Raw genomic sequence first — 19,613 nt, 5'->3', positions numbered from 1 at the left:
TCCCCACCTTCAGGAGGGTCGTCTCCGCCGCTTCGTACTTGGGAGTCACCACAGTGACCGATGTGACCGGCGCGCCTGTCGATGTCCTGCACACCCTGTTCCACTCGGAGCAGGGAGGACACGAACAAGTCGTCCTCTGCCAGGACCGGGCCAGCGGCCTCAAGGCCGTCATCGCCCTCCACTCCACCGCCCTGGGCCCCGCCCTCGGCGGCACCCGCTTCTACCCGTACGCCTCCGAGGCGGAGGCCGTCGCCGACGCGCTGAACCTCGCGCGGGGCATGTCGTACAAGAACGCCCTCGCCGGGCTGGAGCACGGCGGCGGCAAGGCCGTCATCATCGGCGACCCCGAGCAGCTCAAGAGCGAGGAACTGCTGCTGGCCTACGGCCGGTTCGTGGCCTCGCTCGGCGGTCGCTACGTCACGGCCTGCGACGTCGGCACGTACGTCGCCGACATGGACGTCGTGGCCCGCGAGTGCCGCTGGACCACCGGCCGCTCCCCCGAGAACGGCGGCGCCGGCGACTCCTCGGTGCTCACCTCGTTCGGTGTCTTCCAGGGCATGCGGGCCTCCGCCCAGCACCTCTGGGGCGACCCGACGCTGCGTGGCCGAAAAGTGGGGGTCGCCGGAGTCGGCAAGGTCGGCCACCACCTCGTCGAGCACCTGCTCGCGGACGGCGCCGAGGTCGTGATCACCGATGTGCGCGAGGAGTCGGTGCGCCGGATCACCGAGCGCCACCCCGAGGTCGCCGTCGCGGCGGACACCGACGCGCTCATCCGCACCGAGGGCCTGGACATCTACGCCCCGTGCGCGCTGGGCGGCGCCCTCAACGACGAGACGGTCCCGGTGCTCACGGCGAAGGTGGTGTGCGGCGCGGCCAACAACCAGCTCGCGCACCCGGGCGTCGAGAAGGACCTCGCCGACCGCGCCATCCTGTACGCGCCCGACTACGTGGTGAACGCGGGCGGGGTCATCCAGGTCGCCGACGAACTGCACGGCTTCGACTTCGACCGGTGCAAGGCGAAGGCGGCGAAGATCTTCGACACCACGCTCTCGATCTTCGCACGTGCGAAGGCGGACGGCATTCCGCCGGCCGCGGCGGCCGACCGGATCGCCGAGCAGCGCATGGCGGAGGCGCGCCGCGGCTGAGCCGCGTTACCCCGTACGGCCCCGGCCCGCCGACCGGCGAGACAAGACTCACGCCGGTCGGCGGGTCGTCGGCCGATAAGAGGTTAAAATCGCAGTTGACCAGCGAGGACGGCGCGTCTCGCGGGTCCGCTTCCGGGGCGCGTGATGCGGGCGGCGTACCGTATGGCCGCGGAAGCAGGTACCGTTGAAGCACTACAGGCACGGTCTCTCGGCTGAGAGTCCGGTCTGAAACATGAACGCGTGTCAAGACTCTGGGGCCGTCGAGCCCCGTCACCGAGGGGGTCGAGCCATGGGGCGCGGCCGGGCAAAGGCCAAGCAGACAAAGGTCGCCCGCCAGCTGAAATACAGCACCGGCGGGACGGACCTGTCGCGTCTGGCCAGTGAGCTGGGCGCATCGACTTCGAGTCAACCACCGAACGCGGAGCCGTTCGAGGATGACGACGAGGAAGATGACCCGTACGCACAGTACGCGGATCTGTACAACAACGACGAGGACGAGGACGAGAACGGCCAGTCCGGTCCTTCGTCCAAGCGCCGCGGCGCTTGACCTCGCGCTGACACATCACCCCGGTCCGGACCTGCTCCGGACCGGGTTTTGTGCTGTCCCGCTCCTGCGCGGTCCCGGACGGGAAGGCGAAGGCGGCCGGTGACCGGCCGGGCCCGTCGGCCCGGCCGTTCCCGTTCAGCGTGCGTACGAACCCACCAGCTCGGCGCCGGTCGCGTGGTCACCGCGCGCGGTGATCTCACCGGCGACCCAGGAGTCGACGCCCCGGTCGGCCAGCGTGGTCAGCGCCGCGTCCACGGAGTCGGCGGGCACGACCGCGATCATGCCGACGCCCATGTTGAGCGTCTTCTCCAGCTCCAGCTGCTCGACCCGGCCGGCCGTGCCGACGACGTCGAAGACGGCGCCCGGCGTCCAGGTCGAGCGGTCGACCGTCGCGTGCAGGTGGTCCGGGATGACCCGGGCCAGGTTGTTGGCGAGGCCGCCGCCGGTGACGTGGCTGAAGCCGTGCACCTCGGTCGTCCGGGTGAGGGCCAGGCAGTCCAGCGAGTAGATCCGGGTGGGCTCCAGGAGTTCCTCGCCCAGGGTCCGGCCGAACTCCTCCACCTGACGGTCCAGCGCCCAGCCGGCCCGGTCGAAGACCACGTGGCGGACGAGCGAGTACCCGTTGGAGTGAAGCCCGGAGGAGGCCATGGCGATCACGGCGTCGCCCTCGCGGATGCGGTCGGGGCCCAGCAGGCGGTCGGCCTCGACCACCCCCGTACCGGCTCCGGCGACGTCGAAGTCGTCCGCGGCCAGCAGTCCGGGGTGCTCGGCCGTCTCGCCGCCGACCAGCGCGCAGCCGGCCAGCACACAGCCCTCGGCGATGCCCTTGACGATGGCCGCGACGCGCTCGGGGTGCACCTTGCCGACGCAGATGTAGTCGGTCATGAACAGCGGCTCGGCGCCGCAGACGACGAGGTCGTCCACGACCATGCCGACGAGGTCGTGGCCGATCGTGTCGTACACGCCCATGCGGCGGGCGAGGTCGACCTTGGTGCCGACGCCGTCCGTGGCGGAGGCCAGCAGCGGACGCTCGTAGCGCTTGAGCGCCGAGGCGTCGAAGAGGCCGGCGAAGCCGCCGAGGCCGCCGAGGCCCGCGACCTCGGGGCGCTGGGTCTTCCTGACCCACTCCTTCATCAGCTCGACGGCGCGGTCGCCGGCCTCGATGTCGACGCCCGCTGCCGCGTAGGAAGCACCTGTTGTCTCAGACATTGCCTGGGATCTTTCGTGTGGAAATACGGGGCTCGGGGAAGGGCTGCCGGGCGGTCCGGATCACGGACGCCGCAGCGCGTCGGACGCCGCGGTCGCCGCGGGGCCCGCCGCCAGCTCGGTCTCCAGCAGCTGCTTGCCGAGCAGCTCCGGGTCCGGGAGCTCCATCGGGTACTCGCCGTCGAAGCAGGCGCGGCACAGGTTCGGCTTGTCGATCGTCGTCGCCTCGATCATGGAGTCGATCGAGATGTAGGCGAGCGAGTCGGCGCCCATCGACGTGCCGATCTCCTCGACGGACATGCCGTTGGCGATCAGCTCGGCGCGGGTCGCGAAGTCGATGCCGAAGAAGCAGGGCCACTTCACGGGGGGCGACGAGATCCGGATGTGGATCTCGGCGGCGCCGGCCTCGCGGAGCATCCGGACCAGTGCGCGCTGGGTGTTGCCGCGGACGATCGAGTCGTCGACGACCACCAGGCGCTTGCCCTTGATGACTTCCTTGAGCGGGTTGAGCTTGAGGCGGATGCCCAGCTGGCGGATCGTCTGGGACGGCTGGATGAAGGTCCGGCCGACGTAGGCGTTCTTCACCAGGCCGTTGCCGAACGGAATCCCGCTGGCCTCGGCGTAGCCGATGGCGGCCGGGGTGCCGGACTCCGGGGTCGCTATGACCAGGTCGGCGTCGACGGGCGCCTCGGCGGCCAGCCGCCGGCCCATCTCGACGCGCGAGAGGTAGACGTTGCGGCCCGCGATGTCGGTGTCGGGGCGGGCCAGGTAGACGTACTCGAAGACACAGCCCTTGGGCTTCGCCTCCGCGAATCGCGAAGTGCGCAGACCGTTCTCGTCGATGGCGACCAGCTCGCCGGGCTCGATCTCGCGGACGAAGCTGGCGCCGCAGATGTCGAGGGCGGCGGACTCCGAGGCGACGACCCAGCCGCGCTCCAGGCGGCCCAGGACCAGCGGGCGGATGCCCTGCGGGTCACGGGCGGCGTAGAGCGTGTGCTCGTCCATGAAGACCAGGGAGAAGGCGCCCCGCACCTGGGGAAGCACCTGGGCGGCGGCCTCCTCGATGGTGAGCGGCTTGCCGTCCTCGTCGGTCTGGCCGGCGAGCAGGGCGGTCACCAGGTCGGTGTCGTTGGTCGCGGCGACCTGGGTGGCGCGGCCGTCCTTGCGCGGGAGGTCGGCGACCATCTCCGCGAGCTGGGCCGTGTTGACCAGGTTCCCGTTGTGGCCCAGGGCGATCGAGCCGTGCGCGGTGGCACGGAACGTCGGCTGAGCGTTCTCCCACACCGAGGCACCGGTGGTGGAGTAGCGGGCATGACCGACCGCGATATGGCCCTGGAGCGATCCCAGGGAGGTTTCGTCGAAGACCTGCGAGACCAGTCCCATGTCCTTGAAGACCAGGATCTGAGACCCGTTGCTCACTGCGATACCCGCGGACTCCTGTCCACGGTGCTGCAGGGCATACAGTCCGAAATAGGTGAGCTTGGCGACCTCTTCGCCCGGAGCCCAGACACCGAAGACGCCGCAAGCGTCCTGGGGGCCCTTCTCTCCGGGGAGCAGGTCGTGGTTGAGTCGTCCATCACCACGAGGCACGCCACCGAGTGTAGGGGAGATCGACCACTGGTCCGAATTGGGGACGACCCGCCGGACCGCCGGAAAGGCCCCTCTCTAGCCCGCCCGACCCCCCTCCCCCGCGAACCCCCCGCGATCACCCGGAGTGACCGCAGCCCTTTCCTGATCTACGCGCGGCAACCGCCGCAGGGCAGGCGACAGCCGGATCGCCGGCCGTCCGCCGACCGTTTCCGGCCACCGTGCGCAGCGCCCGACGGACCGCTTCGTGGCGCTGAGTGAGGCGGTCGGCGGGCGCCGCACGGGAACGGGGCGAACGGTTTTTTCGTGGTGAGCCTCACACCGGAGCCGCCCGGAATGCGGCATCTGGGTGGCACCGGCGGGCGGCCCGGCGCTGATTCCGCTTCCGGTGGTGGTCCCGGTTCCGCCGCGGGTCAGCCCATCAGGGGCAGCAGTTCCGACAGGTCGGCGCGCTCCCCGCTGGCGGAGACCTTCGCCGCTTCGACCTCGCGCGCCCATTCCGTGCGCCCGGTGGCCAGCCGAATCCAGGTGAGCGGGTCGGTCTCGACGACGTTGGGCGGGGTGCCCCGGGTGTGGCGCGGGCCCTGGACGCATTGCACCACCGCGTACGGCGGCACCCGGACCTCGACCGAGCCGCCCGGCGCCCGTTCGGCCAGCGCGTCCGCGAGGAGCCGGCTGCACGCGGCGAGCGCCTGCCGGTCGTACGGGACGCCGAGCCCGGTCGCCGCGTTCAGGTCGTCGGTGTGGACGACCAGCTCCACGGTCCGGGTGACCAGGAAGTCGCCGAGGCGCATCGCCCCGACGCGGGTGGCCAGCAACCGGTCCTCGGGCGCGCCGGGGACCAGCGCCTCGAACCGGGCGGCGGTCTCCTCGAAGAGCGCGTCCAGGCCGGGGTGGGCGGCGGCCCGGGCGGTGGTGTCGTCCGCGATGCCGGGGGCCCGGGACGCCGTGGTGAACGGCCACTCCAGGAGGGAGACCTCGGGCTTGGCGAGGGCCGGGGCGGGCAGCTCCAGCGTCCGGACGACATGGTCCAGGGCCATCGTGAGGTGGACGGCCAGCTCGCGCACCGTCCAGTCGCCGAGGCCGCTCGGCGCGGCGAGCTGCTCCGGGGTCAGGGTGCGCACGGCATCGCGTACGTGCGTGAACTGGGCGAGCACGGCGGCACGGGTCCTGGCCGGGTCGTAGCGACGGGCTCGCTTCTGCGAAGGCGGCATGCGGGGAGCCTACGGCGTGGCACCGACAGGGCGGCCGGGTTGGCGTCCGGCTCCCCCGTCAGCCCCGGGCGGGCGCCCGGCTCCCCCTCAGCCCCAGGTCGGCGTCCCGCTCCCCTGTCAGCCCCCGGGCGGGCGCCCGGCTCCCCCCTCAGGCCCAGGTCGGCGTCCCGCTAGGCGTCCCGCTCCCCCGTCAGCCCCGGGTCGCGTAGGCGCCGAGGCCCTTCTCCAGCAGGTCGAAGCCCCGGTGGGCCAGGGCGACGGCGTCGGCGGCGACCGCGTCGGCCGGTTCGCCGGCCAGCAGGCGCCTGCGGTTCTCGGTGAGCAGCGCGTCGCGGGTGCCCAGCAGCTGGGAGGCGACGATGCGCGCGATGGCCGGCTCCTCGCCCTCCTCGACGAGCACCGCGGTGAGCCGGTCCTGGGTGCGCGCGAAGAAGGAGTGGGCGCGGGCCAGCAGCGCGGGCGTCTCCGTGATCAGGCGCACGATGCCGAGCACCACCGGGGAGTCGCTCATGCCCACCGAGGCGTCGCGGCGCTCGACGGCGTCGATGAACTGCCGGCGCAGCGCCGCCACCGCGGACTCACCGGGAGCACGCTCCCGCACGACCCGGGCGGCGTCGTCAACATGCTCCTCCAGCGGCTCGAAGACCAGGTCTTCCTTGCTGTCGAAGTAGTTGAAGACGGTCATCTTCGATACGTCGGCCGCGTCGGCGATCTCCGCGACGGAGACCTGATCGAACCCGCGCTCGGAGAACAGCTCCGTGGCGGCCGCCAGCAGCCGGCGCCGGGTCTCGATCTTCTTGCGCTCGCGCAAGCCCATCCCCTCGGTCATGACATCACTGTACCAGGATGAAAATTAATCCGAGGAGAAAACTTGACTCGGTATATGAATGTCGGGACAGTGGAACCACCGCAGCGGTGCGCCCCGCACCGCCAGGAGGGGGACCACTGCCATGTCCGCGACCACGATCGCCACCGCACCGCGGCGGGAGGCCGGCACCGAACGCCCGCCCACCAGGCGCGGCACCACGATCGCCATGGCGCTCTGCGTCGTCACGATCCTGCTGGCCGTCCTGGACTCGAACATCGTGTCCTCGGCCACCGTGCCGATCGTCCGCGACCTCGACCCGGTGCACGGCGTGGACCGGATTCCCTGGCTGATCGCCGCCTACCAGCTCGCCGCGACCGCCGCGCTTCCGCTGTACGGCAAGCTCTGCGACACGCTCGGCGCCAAGAAGGTCTTCCTCGGGGCGCTCGCCACCTTCCTGACGGGTTCGGCCCTGTGCGGAATGGCCCAGTCCATGGGCGAGCTGATCGCCGCACGCGCCTTCCAGGGCGCCGGGGGCGGCGGGCTGATGAGCGTCACCATGGTCGTCCTGCGCCAGATCGGGGCGGCGGCCGGGCCGAAGGAGGGCAAGGACGGCAAGCCCGGCGGCGGCGACAGGAAGGGCAACATCGGCGGGATCATCGCCGGCGCGGGCATGGCGCTCGGCCCCTGGCTCGGCGGCGCCCTCGCCGACCACGCCGGCTGGCGCTGGATCTTCTACGTCAACCTGCCGGTCGGCATCGCCGTCCTCGTCGCCGCCGCCCTCGTGGTCGACCTCCCCGTCCGCACGACGCGCCACCGCATCGACTTCCTCGGCGCCGGGCTCGCCGCCGCCTTCTCCAGCGCGCTGCTGCTGGTCACCGAGTGGGGCGGCGAGGAGTACGCCTGGACCTCCCCCGTGATCACCGGCCTCGCCGTCGCAGCCGCCGTCGCGCTCGGCCTGTTCCTGTGGCGCCAGGCCACGGCCGCCGAACCGATCCTGCCGCTCTCGATCTTCTCGCTGCGGCCGATGCGGTACGGCTTCGCGATCCAGGGGCTCGTCGGCGTCGCGATGATGGGGTCGATCGTCTACGTGATGATCTACCTCCAGGTCGTCCGGGGTGTCGCCGCCACCTCGGCCGGTCTCTTCCTGGTCCCGATGGCCATCGGCATGACCGTCGTCGGCCTCCTCTCGGGCCGGCTGGTCGCGGCCGGCTGGTCGCAGAAGACCTTCGTCGTCAGCGGCTCCGTCTTCGCCTCGGCCGCCCTCGCCCTGCTGACCACGCTCGACACGGACACCGGCCTGTGGACGGTGCGCGGCGCCCTGCTCCTCATGGGGATCGGCTTCGGACAGCTCATCGGCCAGCTGATCGAACTCGTCCAGGACACCGCCCCGGAGCGGCAGCTCGGCGTCGCCACCACCGGGGTCCGCTTCTTCCAGACCCTGGGCACCGCGCTCGGCGCCTCCCTCTTCGGGGCCGTCCTCAGCAGGGTGTACGCCGCCCAGGGCCCCGGCGGCACCACCAGCGACATCGCCCGGCTCACCGGCCCGGCCCGCGAGGAGGCCCTGGACGCCTTCGTCTCCTCCACGAGCGCGGTCTTCGCCTGCGCCACCGGGGCCATGGTCCTCGCCCTGATCCTGGCGACCCGGCTGCCCGGCGCCCGTACGAAGATCTGACCGCCCCCAGCGCGAAACCCCCGGCCGGGCGAACCGGTCGGGGGTTTCGTGTCGAGCGGTGCGGGAACTACGCCAGCAGCGCCGGGATCGTCTCCTCGTGCGCCGTACGCAGCTCGCTCAGCGGGATGCTGAACTCGCCCTGGACCTCGATCTCGTCGCCGTCCACCACACCGATGCGGGTCACGGGCAGCCCGCGCGCCCCGCACATGTCGGTGAACCGCAGCTCCTCGCTGCGCGGCACCGAGACGACCGCGCGGCCCGCGGACTCGGAGAACAGCAGCGTGAACGCGTCGAGGCCGTCCGGCACGACCAGCCGGGCGCCGTTCCCGCCGCGCAGGCAGGACTCGGTGACCGCCTGGACGAGGCCGCCGTCCGACAGGTCGTGCGCCGCGTCGATCATGCCGTCGCGGGAGCCCGCGATGAGGATCTCGGCGAGCAGCTTCTCGCGGCCCAGGTCCACCTTGGGCGGCATGCCGCCGAGGTGGCCGTGGATGACCTCGGACCAGGCCGAGCCGCCGAACTCCTCGTGCGTGTCGCCCAGCAGGTAGAGGAGCTGGCCCTCCTGCGCGAAGGCGACCGGCGTCCGCCGCGTGACGTCGTCGATGACACCGAGCACGGCCACGACCGGCGTCGGGTGGATCGCCGTCTCACCGGTCTGGTTGTACAGCGAGACGTTTCCGCCGGTGACCGGGGTGCCCAGCTCCAGGCAGCCGTCCGCGAGGCCGCGGGTGGCCTCGGCGAACTGCCACATGACGTCCGGGTCCTCGGGCGAACCGAAGTTCAGGCAGTCCGAGATCGCGAGCGGCTTGGCGCCGGAGGCGGCGACGTTGCGGTACGACTCGGCGAGCGCGAGCTGCGCCCCGGTGTACGGGTCGAGCTTGGCGTACCGGCCGTTGCCGTCGGTCGCCATGGCCACGCCGAGGTTGGTCTCCTCGTCGATGCGGACCATGCCGGCGTCCTCGGGCATCGCGAGGACGGTGTTGCCCTGCACGAACCGGTCGTACTGGTCCGTGATCCAGGACTTCGACGCCTGGTTCGGCGACGCCACCAGCTTGAGGACCTGCTCGCGCAGCTCCGCGCCGCCGGCCGGGCGGGCCAGCTTGCCGGCGTCGTCGGCCTGCAGCGCGTCCTGCCAGGACGGGCGGGCGAACGGGCGGTGGTAGGTCGGGCCCTCGTGGGCGACGGACCGCGGCGGCACGTCCACGATCTGCTCGCCGTGCCAGAAGATCTCCAGGTGGGAGCCCTCGGTCACCTCACCGATGACGGTGGCGATGACGTCCCACTTCTCGCAGATCTCCAGGAAGCGGTCCACGTGCTGCGGCTCGACGATGGCGCACATGCGCTCCTGCGACTCGCTCATGAGGATTTCCTCGGGCGAGAGGGAGGAGTCGCGCAGCGGCACGGTGTCCAGCTCGACGCGCATGCCGCCGGAGCCCGCGGAGGCCAGCTCGGACGTGGCGCAGGAGAGCCCGGCGCCGCCGAGGTCCTGGATGCCCGCGACGAGCTTCTCCTTGAAGATCTCCAGGGTGCACTCGATGAGGAGCTTCTCCTGGAACGGGTCGCCGACCTGGACGGCGGGGCGCTTGGCGGGGCCGGTCGACTCGAAGGTCTCCGAGGCGAGCACGGAGACGCCGCCGATGCCGTCGCCGCCGGTGCGGGCGCCGTACAGGATGACCTTGTTGCCCGGGCCGGAGGCCTTCGCGAGGTGGATGTCCTCGTGCTTCATCACGCCGATGCAGCCGGCGTTGACGAGCGGGTTGCCCTGGTAGCAGGCGTCGAAGACGACCTCGCCGCCGATGTTCGGCAGGCCGAGGCAGTTGCCGTACCCGCCGATGCCCGCGACCACGCCCGGCAGGACGCGCTTGGTGTCGGGGTGGTCGGCGGCGCCGAAGCGCAGCGGGTCCACCACGGCGACCGGGCGGGCGCCCATGGCGAGGATGTCGCGGACGATGCCGCCGACGCCGGTGGCCGCGCCCTGGTAGGGCTCGATGTACGAGGGGTGGTTGTGCGACTCGACCTTGAAGGTGACCGCGTACCCCTGGCCGACGTCGACCACACCGGCGTTCTCACCGATGCCGACGAGCATCGCGTCGTTGGCGGGGACCTTCTCGCCGAACTGCTTGAGGTGGACCTTGCTGCTCTTGTACGAGCAGTGCTCGGACCACATCACGGAGTACATGGCGAGCTCGGCGCCGGTGGGACGGCGGCCCAGGATCTCGCGGATGCGGGCGTACTCGTCCTCCTTGAGGCCGAGTTCCTTCCAGGGCTGCTCGGCGTCCGGGGTTTCGGCCGCGTGCTCGACCGTGTCCAGGCTCATGCGTTGACCAGCTTCTTGATGATCGAGGTGAAGAAACCGAGGCCGTCGGTGCGACCGGTGCCGATCAGCGGCTCCACGGCGTGCTCCGGGTGCGGCATCAGGCCGACGACGTTGCCCGCGGCGTTGGTGACGCCCGCGATGTCGCGGAGCGAACCGTTGGGGTTGGGGCCCACGTAACGGAAGGCGACGCGGCCCTCCGCCTCCAGCTCGTCGAGCGTGCGCTCGTCGGCGGTGTAGCGGCCGTCCATGTTCTTGAGCGGGATCGAGATCTCCTGGCCCTCGGTGTAGTCCGAGGTCCAGGCGGTACCGGCGTTCTCGACGCGCAGCGTCTGGTCGCGGCAGACGAAGTGCAGGTGGTTGTTGCGCAGCATCGCGCCGGGCAGCAGGTGCGCCTCGGTCAGGACCTGGAAGCCGTTGCAGATGCCGAGGACCGGCAGGCCCGCCTTCGCCTGCTCGATCAGCGTCTCCATGACCGGCGAGAACCGGGAGATGGCTCCGGCGCGCAGATAGTCGCCGTACGAGAATCCGCCCGCCAGGATCACCGCGTCGACCTGGTGCAGGTCCTTGTCGCGGTGCCACAGTGATACGGGCTCGGCGCCCGCGACCCGTACGGCCCGCAGGGCGTCCTGGTCGTCGAGCGTGCCCGGAAAGGTGACGACTCCGATACGAGCGGTCACTTCGACTCCTCGGCGTTCTCCACCTTCACGGTGAAGTCCTCGATCACGGTGTTGGCGAGGAAGGTCTCCGCCATCTCGTGAATACGGGCGAGGGCGGCGTCGTCGACCGGCCCCTCGACCTCCAGCTCGAAACGCTTTCCCTGACGTACGTCCGCGATTCCCTCGAAGCCGAGACGGGGCAGTGCGCGCTGCACCGCCTGTCCCTGCGGGTCGAGGATCTCGGGCTTGAGCATGACGTCGACTACGACGCGTGCCACTGGCACTCCCGGTGTGGTGGTGTGGTGCGGCTGTTTCTCCGGAGGGGGTACCCCGGACCCCCGCGGGTCCTCTCAGCGTACCTGCCCGGAAATTCTACGCGGGTAGATATCAAACGGGATAGATCACGCTCAGATTTCGAACGATCACCGGACGGCGGAAAAGCCGCGAAACAAATGCTCATGGGCCGTCCGGATAGTGCCCGGACACGCGCAGGTAAATGGGCGGGCTTCACAATGCGGTCCCCCTCGCTGTACAAATGATTACCGGGGAATGCAGCATTGCCCCGGAGCACCGACAACAGTCGGCCCGCATCCGCGCTCACAGCCGGAAGGCCGGCATCGACGCATGTCAGACGCGACGGTGCCGTAGGAAAGGACCGATATCCGTGGCGCAGCGCGTAGTGGTCACACTCTCCGACGACATCGACGGGGGAACGGCGGCGGAAACGGTCAGCTTCGCCCTGGACGGGAAGTCGTACGAGATCGACCTCAATCCGTCCAACGCAAAGAAACTGCGCACCGCCCTGGCCCCGTACGTGGCGGCCGGCCGTAAGCAGACAAACACCGGCAAGCACGGCAAGGCTCCCGTTTCGTACCGGCACACCTCGCTCGCGCCCGACCCGGCGGCGGTGCGCGCCTGGGCGCGTTCGCACCGGATGGACGTGCCGGCCAGGGGCCGCATCCCCAAGAGCGTCTACGAGGCGTTCCAGGAAGCGAGTTGACCCACCGACAGCTCCGGGCGGCCCCGCAGGGGGGCTCGCGGGGGAGCCGACTTGCGCAACACCCCCGCAGGTCGGATAGAGTCTGGAGCACGCCGAGGGGCAAGGCCGAAAAGGCCGAACCCCACGCAGCGTGCGGGTGTAGTTCAGTAGCAGAACATCCCCCTTCCAGGGGGAAGGCGCAGTGTGCAATTCCTGTCACCCGCTCTGCATCACTCCTGCAGGACCACTCCGGTGGATCAGGTAGAGTAGTGATCGCTCCACCGGTGAAAGCCGAGTGGCGGCAATGCGGACGTAGCTCAGTTGGTAGAGCGCAACCTTGCCAAGGTTGAGGTCGCCAGTTCGAACCTGGTCGTCCGCTCAAGTGAAGAAGGCCCCGGTCATTTCGACCGGGGCCTTCTTCCTTTCATTCGCGGTCCCGGCGCAGACCCCGCACCCCCCGCCACCATGACGTTTGTCATCGGCGGCGATGACAGCGCGCACTGCCCCCGCCGCCCCCGCCACGAAAGCCTGGTCCCATGACCAGCGACGACATGCCCCGTGAGTGCGTGATCCAGGCGGAGGACGTCCGCCGCCGCTACGACGGCGGCTTCGAGGCCGTGAGCGGCGTCTCGTTCACGGTGGCGCGCGGCGAGCTGTTCGCCCTCCTCGGGACGAACGGCGCCGGCAAGACCTCCACCGTCGAACTCCTGGAGGGCCTGACCCGCCCCGACGGGGGCCGGGTACGGGTCCTCGGGCACGACCCGTACAGCGAGCGCGCCCGGGTCCGCCCCCGCATCGGCGTGATGCTCCAGGAGGGCGGGTTCCCCTCGGAGCTGACGGCCACCGAGACGGTACGGATGTGGGCGGGCTGCACCAGCGGCTCCCGCCCGGTCGGGGAGGCGCTGGAGCTGGTCGGCCTCGCCCACCGCAGCCGGGTCCGGGTCAAGCAGCTCTCGGGCGGTGAGCGGCGGCGCCTCGACCTGGCCCTGGCCCTGCTCGGCCGGCCCGAGGTGCTCTTCCTGGACGAGCCGACGACCGGCCTGGACGCCGAGGGCCGCCGCGACACCTGGGAACTGGTGCGCCGGCTCCAGGAGGACGGCACCACGGTCCTGCTCACCACGCACTACCTGGAGGAGGCGGAGTCCCTCGCAGACCGGCTGGCGATCATGCACCGGGGCCGGATCGTCACGGCCGGCACCCCCGACGAGGTGACGGCCGCCCGCCCCGCCCGCATCCGCTTCGAGCTGCCCCGGGACGTCCCGGCCGCGCGGCTGCCCCTGGACCTCCGCGCCGCCGCCGAGGGCAGCCGGGTGGAGATCCGCACCTTCCACCTCCAGGACTCCCTCGCCGAACTCCTCCGCTGGGCATCCGAGTCGGGCGTCGCGCTGCACAAGCTCGACGCCCGCGCGGCCTCCCTCGAGGAGGCGTTCCTCGACATCGCGAAGTCCGCCGCCGAAACCGAAGAGGTACCCGTCCCATGACCACCGCGACCACCCCCGCGGCCGACGCCGCCCGCAGCACGGCCCGGACCCGGCTGGCCGCCCTCGGGCGCGCCGAGCTGACGCTGCTCAGCCGGAACAGGACGGCGATCTTCGTCGCGCTCTTCGTACCGGTGACCATGATGCTGGCCATGCGGTCCGCCTTCGAGAACATCGATCTGGACGGCACCGGCCTCACCATGGGCGGGGCCGCGCTCATGGGCGGCATCGGCATGGTGCTCATCCAGGCCGTCTACATGCACATGGTCGCCGCCTACGTCGCCCGGCGCGAGGAACTGGTCCTGAAGCGGCTGCGCACCGGAGAGGTCAGGGACGGCGAGATCCTCACCGGCACGGCCCTCCCCTCCACCGCCCTCGCCCTGGCCCAGAGCCTCGTCATCGTCGTCGCCGGCACCGTCTTCTTCGACCTCGACGCTCCCGACCGCCCGGAACTGCTGCTGGGCGGGCTGCTGTTGGGCGTGGTGCTGCTGACGGCCCTGGCCGGGATCACCTCCGTCGTCACCCGCACCGTGCAGACGGCCCAGCTGACGACCCTGCCGCTGTTCCTGATCTCGATGATGGGCTCGGGCGTCTTCGTCCCGCTGGACGTCTACCCGGACCGGCTCGCGACGTTCTGCGAATTCCTGCCGGTGACCGGCGTGATGACCCTGATCCGGGCCGGCTGGCTCGGCGTCCCCGAGAACACCGATCTGCTCGGTGCCGGGCTGATCGGACTGGCATGGACGGCACTCGCGGTGTTTGCTGTGCAGCGGTGGTTCCGCTGGGATCCGCGACGCTGAAAGGGGGGCGGACCGTGATCCGCGTACGGGGCTGGTGGCGCAGTTGGCAGGAGCGCAACAAAATGGAGCGCATCGACCTCTACTCGCGGTTCACCATCTCCGCGTTGCCCTGGTTCTTCGCGGTGGCCTGGCAGGGGGCGCCCTTCCAGTCGCACATCCGCCACGAACCGGTGCCGCTGGCCCTGGGGGTGGCGCTGCTCCTGGCGAGCCTGGCCCAGTGCCTGCTGAGCAACCGCAACCTCCCCGCCTCCTACGAGCACTACCTCGGCTTCTCCGTCTTCCCCGAGCGGCGCCTGATCGCCCCGGTGGCGCTCCTGCTGCTGGCCATCGGGCTGCTGGCGGGGCTGGCCGGGGTGGACGGGGTGCACGGCTCCGGACTGCTGCTCATGGCGCTGAACGCCCCGATGGCCCTGGTGATCACGCGGGTGCTGCTGGTGCCGGTGCGCCGCTTCATGATCGAGTCGCTCGCCCTCACCGCCCTGATCACCGGCGCCCTCGCCGCGGCCGGGGTCCGGGGCGGCACGCTGGCCGCGGTCGTGCCGTGCAGCCTCTTCGGCTGTGTGCTGGTCCTGGTCTCGGTACGACCCAGTGCCTGGAGCATGAGCGTGATGTGGCAGGCCGAGGAGGCGCGGGACGTCCAGGCGCGGCTCGCCGTCGCCGAGGAACGGCTGCGGTTCGGCCGGGACATGCACGACGTACTGGGCCGCAACCTCGCGGTGATCGCCCTCAAGAGCGAACTCGCGGTGGAGCTGGCGCAGCGCGGCCGGCCGGAGGCGGTGGACCAGATGGTCGAGGTCCAGCGGATCGCGCGGGCCTCCCAGCAGGAGGTGCGGGACGTGGTGCGCGGCTACCGCGAGGCCGACCTCACCACGGAACTGGCCGGCGCCAAGGGCGTGCTGAACGCCGCCGGCATCGACTGCACGGTGACCGGCGACAGCGGTGAACGGCTGCCCGCGCCCGTGCAGTCGGCGCTCGGCTGGGTGGTCCGGGAGGCGGCGACCAACGTGCTGCGCCACGGCGACCCGCGCGCGTGCGTGATCCGGGTGACCACGACGACGGACGCCGCCGTGCTCCGGGTGGAGAACGACGGAGCGGCGGCCGCCGTCGCCGCGCCCGCGTCCGACGCCCCCGGCTCCGGCCTGGCGGGCCTCCGGGAACGGCTCGGCGCGCTCGACGGAACCCTGGAGGCGGGCCCCGCGAAGAACGGGCGCTTCCACCTGACCGCGAGCATCCCGCTGACCAAGGCGGACGGCGGCGGGAAGCAGGGACTGCCGCCGGGGACCGTGGGGGCCCCCGGCGTGATGGTACGGCCGGGGTCCGGCCTGCTGGAAGGACGAAGATGACCGCGGTACGGGTGCTGCTCGCCGATGACGAGCATCTGATCCGGGGCGCGCTCGCCGCCCTCCTCGCGATGGAGGAGGACCTGGTGGTGGTCGCGGAGGCGGCGACGGGCCCGGAGGCCCTCGCCATGGCGCGGGCGCACCGGCCGGACGTGGCGGTGCTGGACCTGGAGATGCCGGAGGCGGACGGTGTGAGTGTGGCCACATCGCTGCGGGCCGAACTCCCGGGCTGCCGCACGATGATCGTGACCAGCCACGGCCGGCCCGGCCACCTCAAGCGGGCCCTCGCGGCGGGTGTGCGGGCCTTCGTCCCGAAGACCGTCAGCGCCCGTCAGCTGGCCGGCATCATCCGCGCCGTGCACGCCGGAAACCGCTATGTGGACCCGGAGTTGGCGGCCGACGCCATCGCCGCCGGGGACTCGCCGCTGACCGTGCGGGAGACCGAGGTGCTGGAGCTGGCGGCCGACGGCGCGCCGGTCGCGGAGATCGCCGAACGGGCCTCGCTGTCGCAGGGGACCGTACGCAACTACCTGTCGGCGGCGGCCACGAAGCTCGGGGCCGAGAACCGTCACGCGGCAGTGCGTCTCGCACGCCAGCGGGGTTGGGTATAGTAGGTCTCGCGCTTCGGCGCTTGCGGACGTAGCTCAGTTGGTAGAGCGCAACCTTGCCAAGGTTGAGGTCGCCAGTTCGAACCTGGTCGTCCGCTCAGAGGAAGAAGCCCCGGCCCTCCGGCCGGGGCTTCTTCGTGTTCCGGCCCCGTTTCCGGCCGGGGGTCCTCGTCGGCCGGTCCCGGTCCGGGTCCGTTTCCGGCCGACGAGGGCGCCGCTCCTACTGCCAGGGGGTGCCGGTGAGCAGTTCGTACGCCTCCACGTACTTGGCGCGCGTCGCGTCCACGACGTCCTGCGGCAGCGCCGGGGGCGGCTGCTCGCTCCTGCGGTCCCAGCCGGAGGCCGGCGAGGTCAGCCAGTCGCGGACGAACTGCTTGTCGTAGGACGGCTGGGCGTGGCCGGGCTCCCAGGAGCCAGCCGGCCAGAAGCGGGAGGAGTCCGGGGTCAGGACCTCGTCGGCGAGGGTCAGGACCTCGCCGCCGTCCGCGGTGGGCGCGTAGCCGAACTCGAACTTCGTGTCCGCCAGGATGATCCCGCGCTCGCGCGCGATGTCGCGGGCCCTGCCGTACACGTCCAGGGTGGTCCGGCGCAGCGCGGCGGCGGTCTCCGTGCCGACCTGGCGGGCCACCTCCTCGTAGCTCACGTTCTCGTCGTGGTCGCCGACGGCGGCCTTGGTGGCGGGCGTGAAGATCGCGCCCGGCAGCTCGGAGCCGTCCACGAGGCCGTCCGGGAGGCCGATGCCGCAGACGGTGCGCGAGTCGTTGTACTCCAGGAGGCCGGAGCCCGTGAGGTAGCCGCGGGCGACGCACTCGACGGGGACCATCCGCAGCGAGGTGCAGATCATCGTGCGCCCGGCCCAGTCGGCGGGCGCCCCGGCGGGCACCTCGGTGGAGAGCACGTGGTTGGGCACGAGGTCGGCGAGCTGGTCGAACCACCACATCGACAGACGGGTCAGGACGCGGCCCTTGTCGGGGATCTCCGTCGGCAGCACCCAGTCGTACGCGGAGATCCGGTCGCTGGCGACCATGACGAGGTCACCGGCCTCGTTCCGGTACAGGTCGCGCACCTTGCCGGTGTGCAGGTGGGTGAGTCCCGGTACCTGCACGGGCTCGGGCTTTTCTACGAATCCGGACACGCTGCCTCCGCGTAGGTTGATCCAGGAACGGTTCCGATTCTCCCGTATCCGGGAACCTCCGGCTGCGGAGGGGTGGCGACCGGGTGGCCCGGGGACAGCCGCGCGGGACGCCCGTCCTCAGGCCCGCTTGCAGATCCGGTCGAGCAGGTTGGCCGTGGCCCGCTGGATGCGCGGGTCCACGTGGCCGGGCCGGTCCAGCGCCGGGGACCAGGCGAAGGTGCCCGAGGCGAAGACGAGCGCCCCGGACGGGGCCCGGTACAGCGAGGTCTCCTGGTGCCGCAGCACGCCCTCGCCGTCCTGGTACGGGGAGTGGGCGAGCAGGATGCGGTTGTCGTGTTCGGGCAGCGTGGTGCGCGGGAAGTAGCGGTCGGCCTCGCCCGCGACCAGGCCGTCGATCTCGTCGCCCTCCCCGGCGCCCGTGGCGTCCCACAGCCAGTGCTCCGCGTTGCGCACGACCATCGGGTGCGGTTCGGGCACCCGGCCCGCGTACTGGATGCCCAGCAGCTGCTGCTCCGGGCGGTCGATCTCCCGCCACAGCGCGGGCTTGCCGGGGCCCCGGCGCTTGCGGCAGGTGAGCAGCCGGTCGGGCACCCCGGACGCCGAGGGCCCGAGGGTGACCTGCCAGTACATGGTGTTGGCGGAGAGGTAGACGAGCGAGGTGCCGTGGTCGCGGGCGCGCTCCGCCGTACGGCGCATGGGCACCGACCAGTACTCGTCGTGGCCGGGGAAGACCAGGCCCCGGTAGCGCGTGGGGTCCACCCGGCCCGCGTGCAGGTCGCGGGTGTCGGCGTAGGCGAGGTCGTAGCCGTAGCGCTCGGCCCAGCGGATGAAGTCGTACGCGTGTCCCACGTGCAGCGGGAGGCCGGCCCCGGCGTAGGGGCGGTCGAACGAGACGGTGACCGCGGCGTCCTCCTCGCCGAGCAGCCGGCCCTCCTCGTCCCAGGCGTGGTAGAGGCTGGCCCCGGTCCGGCCGTCCTCCGGGTAGAGGTTGTACGCCTGCCAGGTGACGTCCGGGAGCACCAGCAGCAGGTCGGCCGGGTGGTCGTCGCGGATGGTGAACGGGATGTGGGAGCGGTAGCCGTCGAGCGTCGTCAGCACGGCGACGTACGCGCCGATCGACCAGTAGGACGGGATCTGCAGCCGCCAGGACAGCCACCAGTGGTGGCAGGAGACCGTGCGGTCGGCGGCAAGCGGGGCCGGCTGGACGATGCCGGACAGCCGGGGGCTCGTGGTGATCTTCGAGGCGCCGTCGCCCCCGTAGTGGCCGATCCGGTAGACGTCCACGGTGAACTGCTGGGGCGGGTCCACCGTGATGTGGAAGTCGATCGCTTCACCGGGGGCGGCGGCTCCGGTGGAGGTGAAGCCCTTGATCTGCCGGTGCACGTCGTCGGCGGTGCGCGTGCCGCCGTCCGTGGAGCCTCCGTGCAGGGTGGGGTCCGCGTACCAGGGCACGATCTGCCCGGTGTCGTCGAAGTAGTTCTCGCTGCCGCGCAGCCAGGGCAGCGGGCCCTGGCCGAAAGGATCGGTCACGGCGTGCGCCAAGGCACCCGATTCCCACCGACGGATCTGTTCCGCCCCCATGACGCTCCCCCTCCCTCACAACCCCCGGAACACCTGTGACGCGCCGGCTGTCGGCGCCGTTCCCCAGCACATCACATAACGCACGCACTCCGTCACCGTTCGTCGCGAATTGACGTTTAACGGAACTCAATGCTCCGGTTACGCGCGCTCCGCGCGAAGGGCGACGAGGCGGTTCAGACGAGGCGCACGGGTTTGTCGGCGCGTACGCCCACCGAGTCCAGCCAGGACCGCAGCGGGCCCGCGTCGCCGTCCTCGACCAGGCTGAGCACCAGGCTCCCGAGATCCGCCCGGCGCTCCCCGCCGACGAGCAGCGCCGGCCCGTCGAGCCAGTCGAGGCCGGGGGCCGCCCCCGCCGTGTCCACGGCGGCACAGCAGACCATCGCCGCGACGTGGTCGACGAGCAGGTCGATCCCGGTGCGGGGCGGCTGCAACGGGAAGAGGGGCAGCGGGTCGGGGCCCCAGAGGGCGAGAAGGTCGTCGCTGCGGGGGGTGGCGGGGGTGGGTGCGGGGGCGGCGGGGACGGCGGGACCGGGTGCGCGG

At 71.5% G+C, this 19,613-nt stretch carries 17 protein-coding genes, 3 tRNA genes and 1 pseudogene; 11 read left to right on the top strand and 10 right to left on the bottom strand.

Annotation, left to right across the window (positions count from 1 at the left end):
* Positions 1-53: 53 nt before the first annotated feature.
* Both MHW47_RS10655 and MHW47_RS10650 read left to right on the top strand, forming a co-directional pair.
* A complete protein-coding gene (locus MHW47_RS10655) occupies positions 54-1,145 on the top strand; it encodes a Glu/Leu/Phe/Val dehydrogenase dimerization domain-containing protein (protein WP_239222429.1) in 1,092 nt (363 codons plus the stop codon).
* A 289-nt stretch (positions 1,146-1,434) separates the two neighbouring features.
* Positions 1,435-1,692 carry a DUF3073 domain-containing protein gene (locus tag MHW47_RS10650; protein ID WP_239222428.1) on the top strand — a complete coding sequence of 86 codons (258 nt, stop codon included), beginning with the start codon at positions 1,435-1,437 and terminating at the stop codon, positions 1,690-1,692.
* 135 nt (positions 1,693-1,827) lie between these two features.
* On the opposite strand, the gene purM is transcribed toward MHW47_RS10650, so the two are convergent.
* The 4 genes from purM to MHW47_RS10630 all read right to left on the bottom strand — a co-directional run bounded on the left by purM (position 1,828) and on the right by MHW47_RS10630 (position 6,528).
* Positions 1,828-2,901: a phosphoribosylformylglycinamidine cyclo-ligase gene (gene purM / locus MHW47_RS10645; RefSeq protein ID WP_239222427.1), complete on the bottom strand. Its 1,074-nt coding sequence runs from the start codon at positions 2,899-2,901 to the stop codon at positions 1,828-1,830.
* A gap of 60 nt (positions 2,902-2,961) precedes the next feature.
* Positions 2,962-4,488, bottom strand: a complete 1,527-nt coding sequence (gene purF, locus MHW47_RS10640) for an amidophosphoribosyltransferase (RefSeq protein WP_239222426.1) — start codon at positions 4,486-4,488, stop codon at positions 2,962-2,964.
* Positions 4,489-4,898: 410 nt separating this feature from the next.
* A complete protein-coding gene (locus MHW47_RS10635) occupies positions 4,899-5,699 on the bottom strand; it encodes a maleylpyruvate isomerase family mycothiol-dependent enzyme (RefSeq protein WP_239222425.1) in 801 nt (266 codons plus the stop codon).
* 190 nt (positions 5,700-5,889) lie between these two features.
* Positions 5,890-6,528: a TetR/AcrR family transcriptional regulator gene (locus MHW47_RS10630; protein WP_239222424.1), complete on the bottom strand. Its 639-nt coding sequence runs from the start codon at positions 6,526-6,528 to the stop codon at positions 5,890-5,892.
* A 121-nt stretch (positions 6,529-6,649) separates the two neighbouring features.
* Here MHW47_RS10630 and MHW47_RS10625 point away from each other — a divergent pair, with 121 nt between their 5' ends.
* Positions 6,650-8,179, top strand: coding sequence for an MFS transporter (locus MHW47_RS10625; protein WP_374230079.1), 1,530 nt, complete (start codon positions 6,650-6,652; stop codon positions 8,177-8,179).
* A 67-nt stretch (positions 8,180-8,246) separates the two neighbouring features.
* Here MHW47_RS10625 and purL read toward each other — a convergent pair whose 3' ends face one another.
* The 3 genes from purL to purS are packed head-to-tail and all read right to left on the bottom strand — an operon-like array spanning position 8,247 to position 11,430.
* Positions 8,247-10,496 (bottom strand): phosphoribosylformylglycinamidine synthase subunit PurL, encoded by a 2,250-nt coding sequence (gene purL, locus MHW47_RS10620; protein WP_239222423.1) that lies wholly within the window; start codon positions 10,494-10,496, stop codon positions 8,247-8,249.
* Positions 10,493-11,173, bottom strand: a complete 681-nt coding sequence (gene purQ, locus MHW47_RS10615; RefSeq protein WP_239222422.1) for a phosphoribosylformylglycinamidine synthase subunit PurQ — start codon at positions 11,171-11,173, stop codon at positions 10,493-10,495. Before purQ ends, purL begins: the two co-directional genes overlap by 4 nt.
* The gene (gene purS / locus MHW47_RS10610) at positions 11,170-11,430 is read right to left on the bottom strand and encodes a phosphoribosylformylglycinamidine synthase subunit PurS (RefSeq protein WP_018521910.1); all 261 of its coding nucleotides are present in this window, start codon (positions 11,428-11,430) and stop codon (positions 11,170-11,172) included. The genes purQ and purS overlap by 4 nt, the downstream gene beginning before the upstream one ends.
* Before the next feature lie 386 nt (positions 11,431-11,816).
* Here purS and MHW47_RS10605 point away from each other — a divergent pair, with 386 nt between their 5' ends.
* The 8 genes from MHW47_RS10605 to MHW47_RS10570 all read left to right on the top strand — a co-directional run bounded on the left by MHW47_RS10605 (position 11,817) and on the right by MHW47_RS10570 (position 16,455).
* Complete coding sequence (locus tag MHW47_RS10605; RefSeq protein WP_239222421.1) at positions 11,817-12,152, top strand: Lsr2 family protein; 336 nt, start codon at positions 11,817-11,819, stop codon at positions 12,150-12,152.
* A gap of 132 nt (positions 12,153-12,284) precedes the next feature.
* A tRNA-Gly gene (locus MHW47_RS10600) sits at positions 12,285-12,356 on the top strand.
* Positions 12,357-12,437: 81 nt separating this feature from the next.
* Positions 12,438-12,510 (top strand) — tRNA-Gly (locus tag MHW47_RS10595).
* 157 nt (positions 12,511-12,667) lie between these two features.
* Positions 12,668-13,612, top strand: a complete 945-nt coding sequence (locus MHW47_RS10590) for an ABC transporter ATP-binding protein (protein ID WP_239222420.1) — start codon at positions 12,668-12,670, stop codon at positions 13,610-13,612.
* A complete protein-coding gene (locus tag MHW47_RS10585) occupies positions 13,609-14,409 on the top strand; it encodes an ABC transporter permease (RefSeq protein ID WP_239222419.1) in 801 nt (266 codons plus the stop codon). The genes MHW47_RS10590 and MHW47_RS10585 overlap by 4 nt, the downstream gene beginning before the upstream one ends.
* Before the next feature lie 17 nt (positions 14,410-14,426).
* Entirely contained in the window at positions 14,427-15,752 is a 1,326-nt protein-coding gene (locus tag MHW47_RS10580) for a sensor histidine kinase (protein WP_239222436.1), read from the top strand.
* Entirely contained in the window at positions 15,749-16,360 is a 612-nt protein-coding gene (locus tag MHW47_RS10575; protein ID WP_239222418.1) for a response regulator transcription factor, read from the top strand. The genes MHW47_RS10580 and MHW47_RS10575 overlap by 4 nt, the downstream gene beginning before the upstream one ends.
* Before the next feature lie 22 nt (positions 16,361-16,382).
* Positions 16,383-16,455 (top strand) — tRNA-Gly (locus tag MHW47_RS10570).
* Between the two features lie 122 nt (positions 16,456-16,577).
* On the opposite strand, the gene MHW47_RS10565 is transcribed toward MHW47_RS10570, so the two are convergent.
* The 3 genes and pseudogenes from MHW47_RS10565 to MHW47_RS10555 form a co-directional block, all read right to left on the bottom strand.
* Positions 16,578-17,492, bottom strand: coding sequence for a phosphoribosylaminoimidazolesuccinocarboxamide synthase (locus MHW47_RS10565; RefSeq protein ID WP_239222417.1), 915 nt, complete (start codon positions 17,490-17,492; stop codon positions 16,578-16,580).
* A 117-nt stretch (positions 17,493-17,609) separates the two neighbouring features.
* On the bottom strand, positions 17,610-19,073 hold the full coding sequence (locus MHW47_RS10560) for a N,N-dimethylformamidase beta subunit family domain-containing protein (protein ID WP_239222416.1): 1,464 nt from the start codon (positions 19,071-19,073) through the stop codon (positions 17,610-17,612).
* 173 nt (positions 19,074-19,246) lie between these two features.
* A pseudogene (locus tag MHW47_RS10555) lies at positions 19,247-19,613 on the bottom strand (hypothetical protein); the annotation flags it as partial.

It is taken from the genome of Streptomyces sp. OfavH-34-F, assembly GCF_022347745.1.
GTDB lineage: Bacteria > Actinomycetota > Actinomycetes > Streptomycetales > Streptomycetaceae > Streptomyces.
Note: the sequence above shows the minus strand (reverse complement) of the source record. Positions and strands in the feature narration are given on the sequence as shown.

Coding starts and splice junctions, on each gene's coding strand:
- MHW47_RS10650 (WP_239222428.1), top strand. CDS start 1,435: ATGGGGCGCGGCCGGGCAAAGGCCAAGCAGACAAAGGTCGCCCGCCAG.
- purM (WP_239222427.1), bottom strand. CDS start 2,901: ATGTCTGAGACAACAGGTGCTTCCTACGCGGCAGCGGGCGTCGACATC.
- MHW47_RS10635 (WP_239222425.1), bottom strand. CDS start 5,699: ATGCCGCCTTCGCAGAAGCGAGCCCGTCGCTACGACCCGGCCAGGACC.
- MHW47_RS10630 (WP_239222424.1), bottom strand. CDS start 6,528: ATGACCGAGGGGATGGGCTTGCGCGAGCGCAAGAAGATCGAGACCCGG.
- MHW47_RS10625 (WP_374230079.1), top strand. CDS start 6,650: ATGTCCGCGACCACGATCGCCACCGCACCGCGGCGGGAGGCCGGCACC.
- purL (WP_239222423.1), bottom strand. CDS start 10,496: ATGAGCCTGGACACGGTCGAGCACGCGGCCGAAACCCCGGACGCCGAG.
- MHW47_RS10590 (WP_239222420.1), top strand. CDS start 12,668: ATGACCAGCGACGACATGCCCCGTGAGTGCGTGATCCAGGCGGAGGAC.
- MHW47_RS10585 (WP_239222419.1), top strand. CDS start 13,609: ATGACCACCGCGACCACCCCCGCGGCCGACGCCGCCCGCAGCACGGCC.
- MHW47_RS10575 (WP_239222418.1), top strand. CDS start 15,749: ATGACCGCGGTACGGGTGCTGCTCGCCGATGACGAGCATCTGATCCGG.
- MHW47_RS10560 (WP_239222416.1), bottom strand. CDS start 19,073: ATGGGGGCGGAACAGATCCGTCGGTGGGAATCGGGTGCCTTGGCGCAC.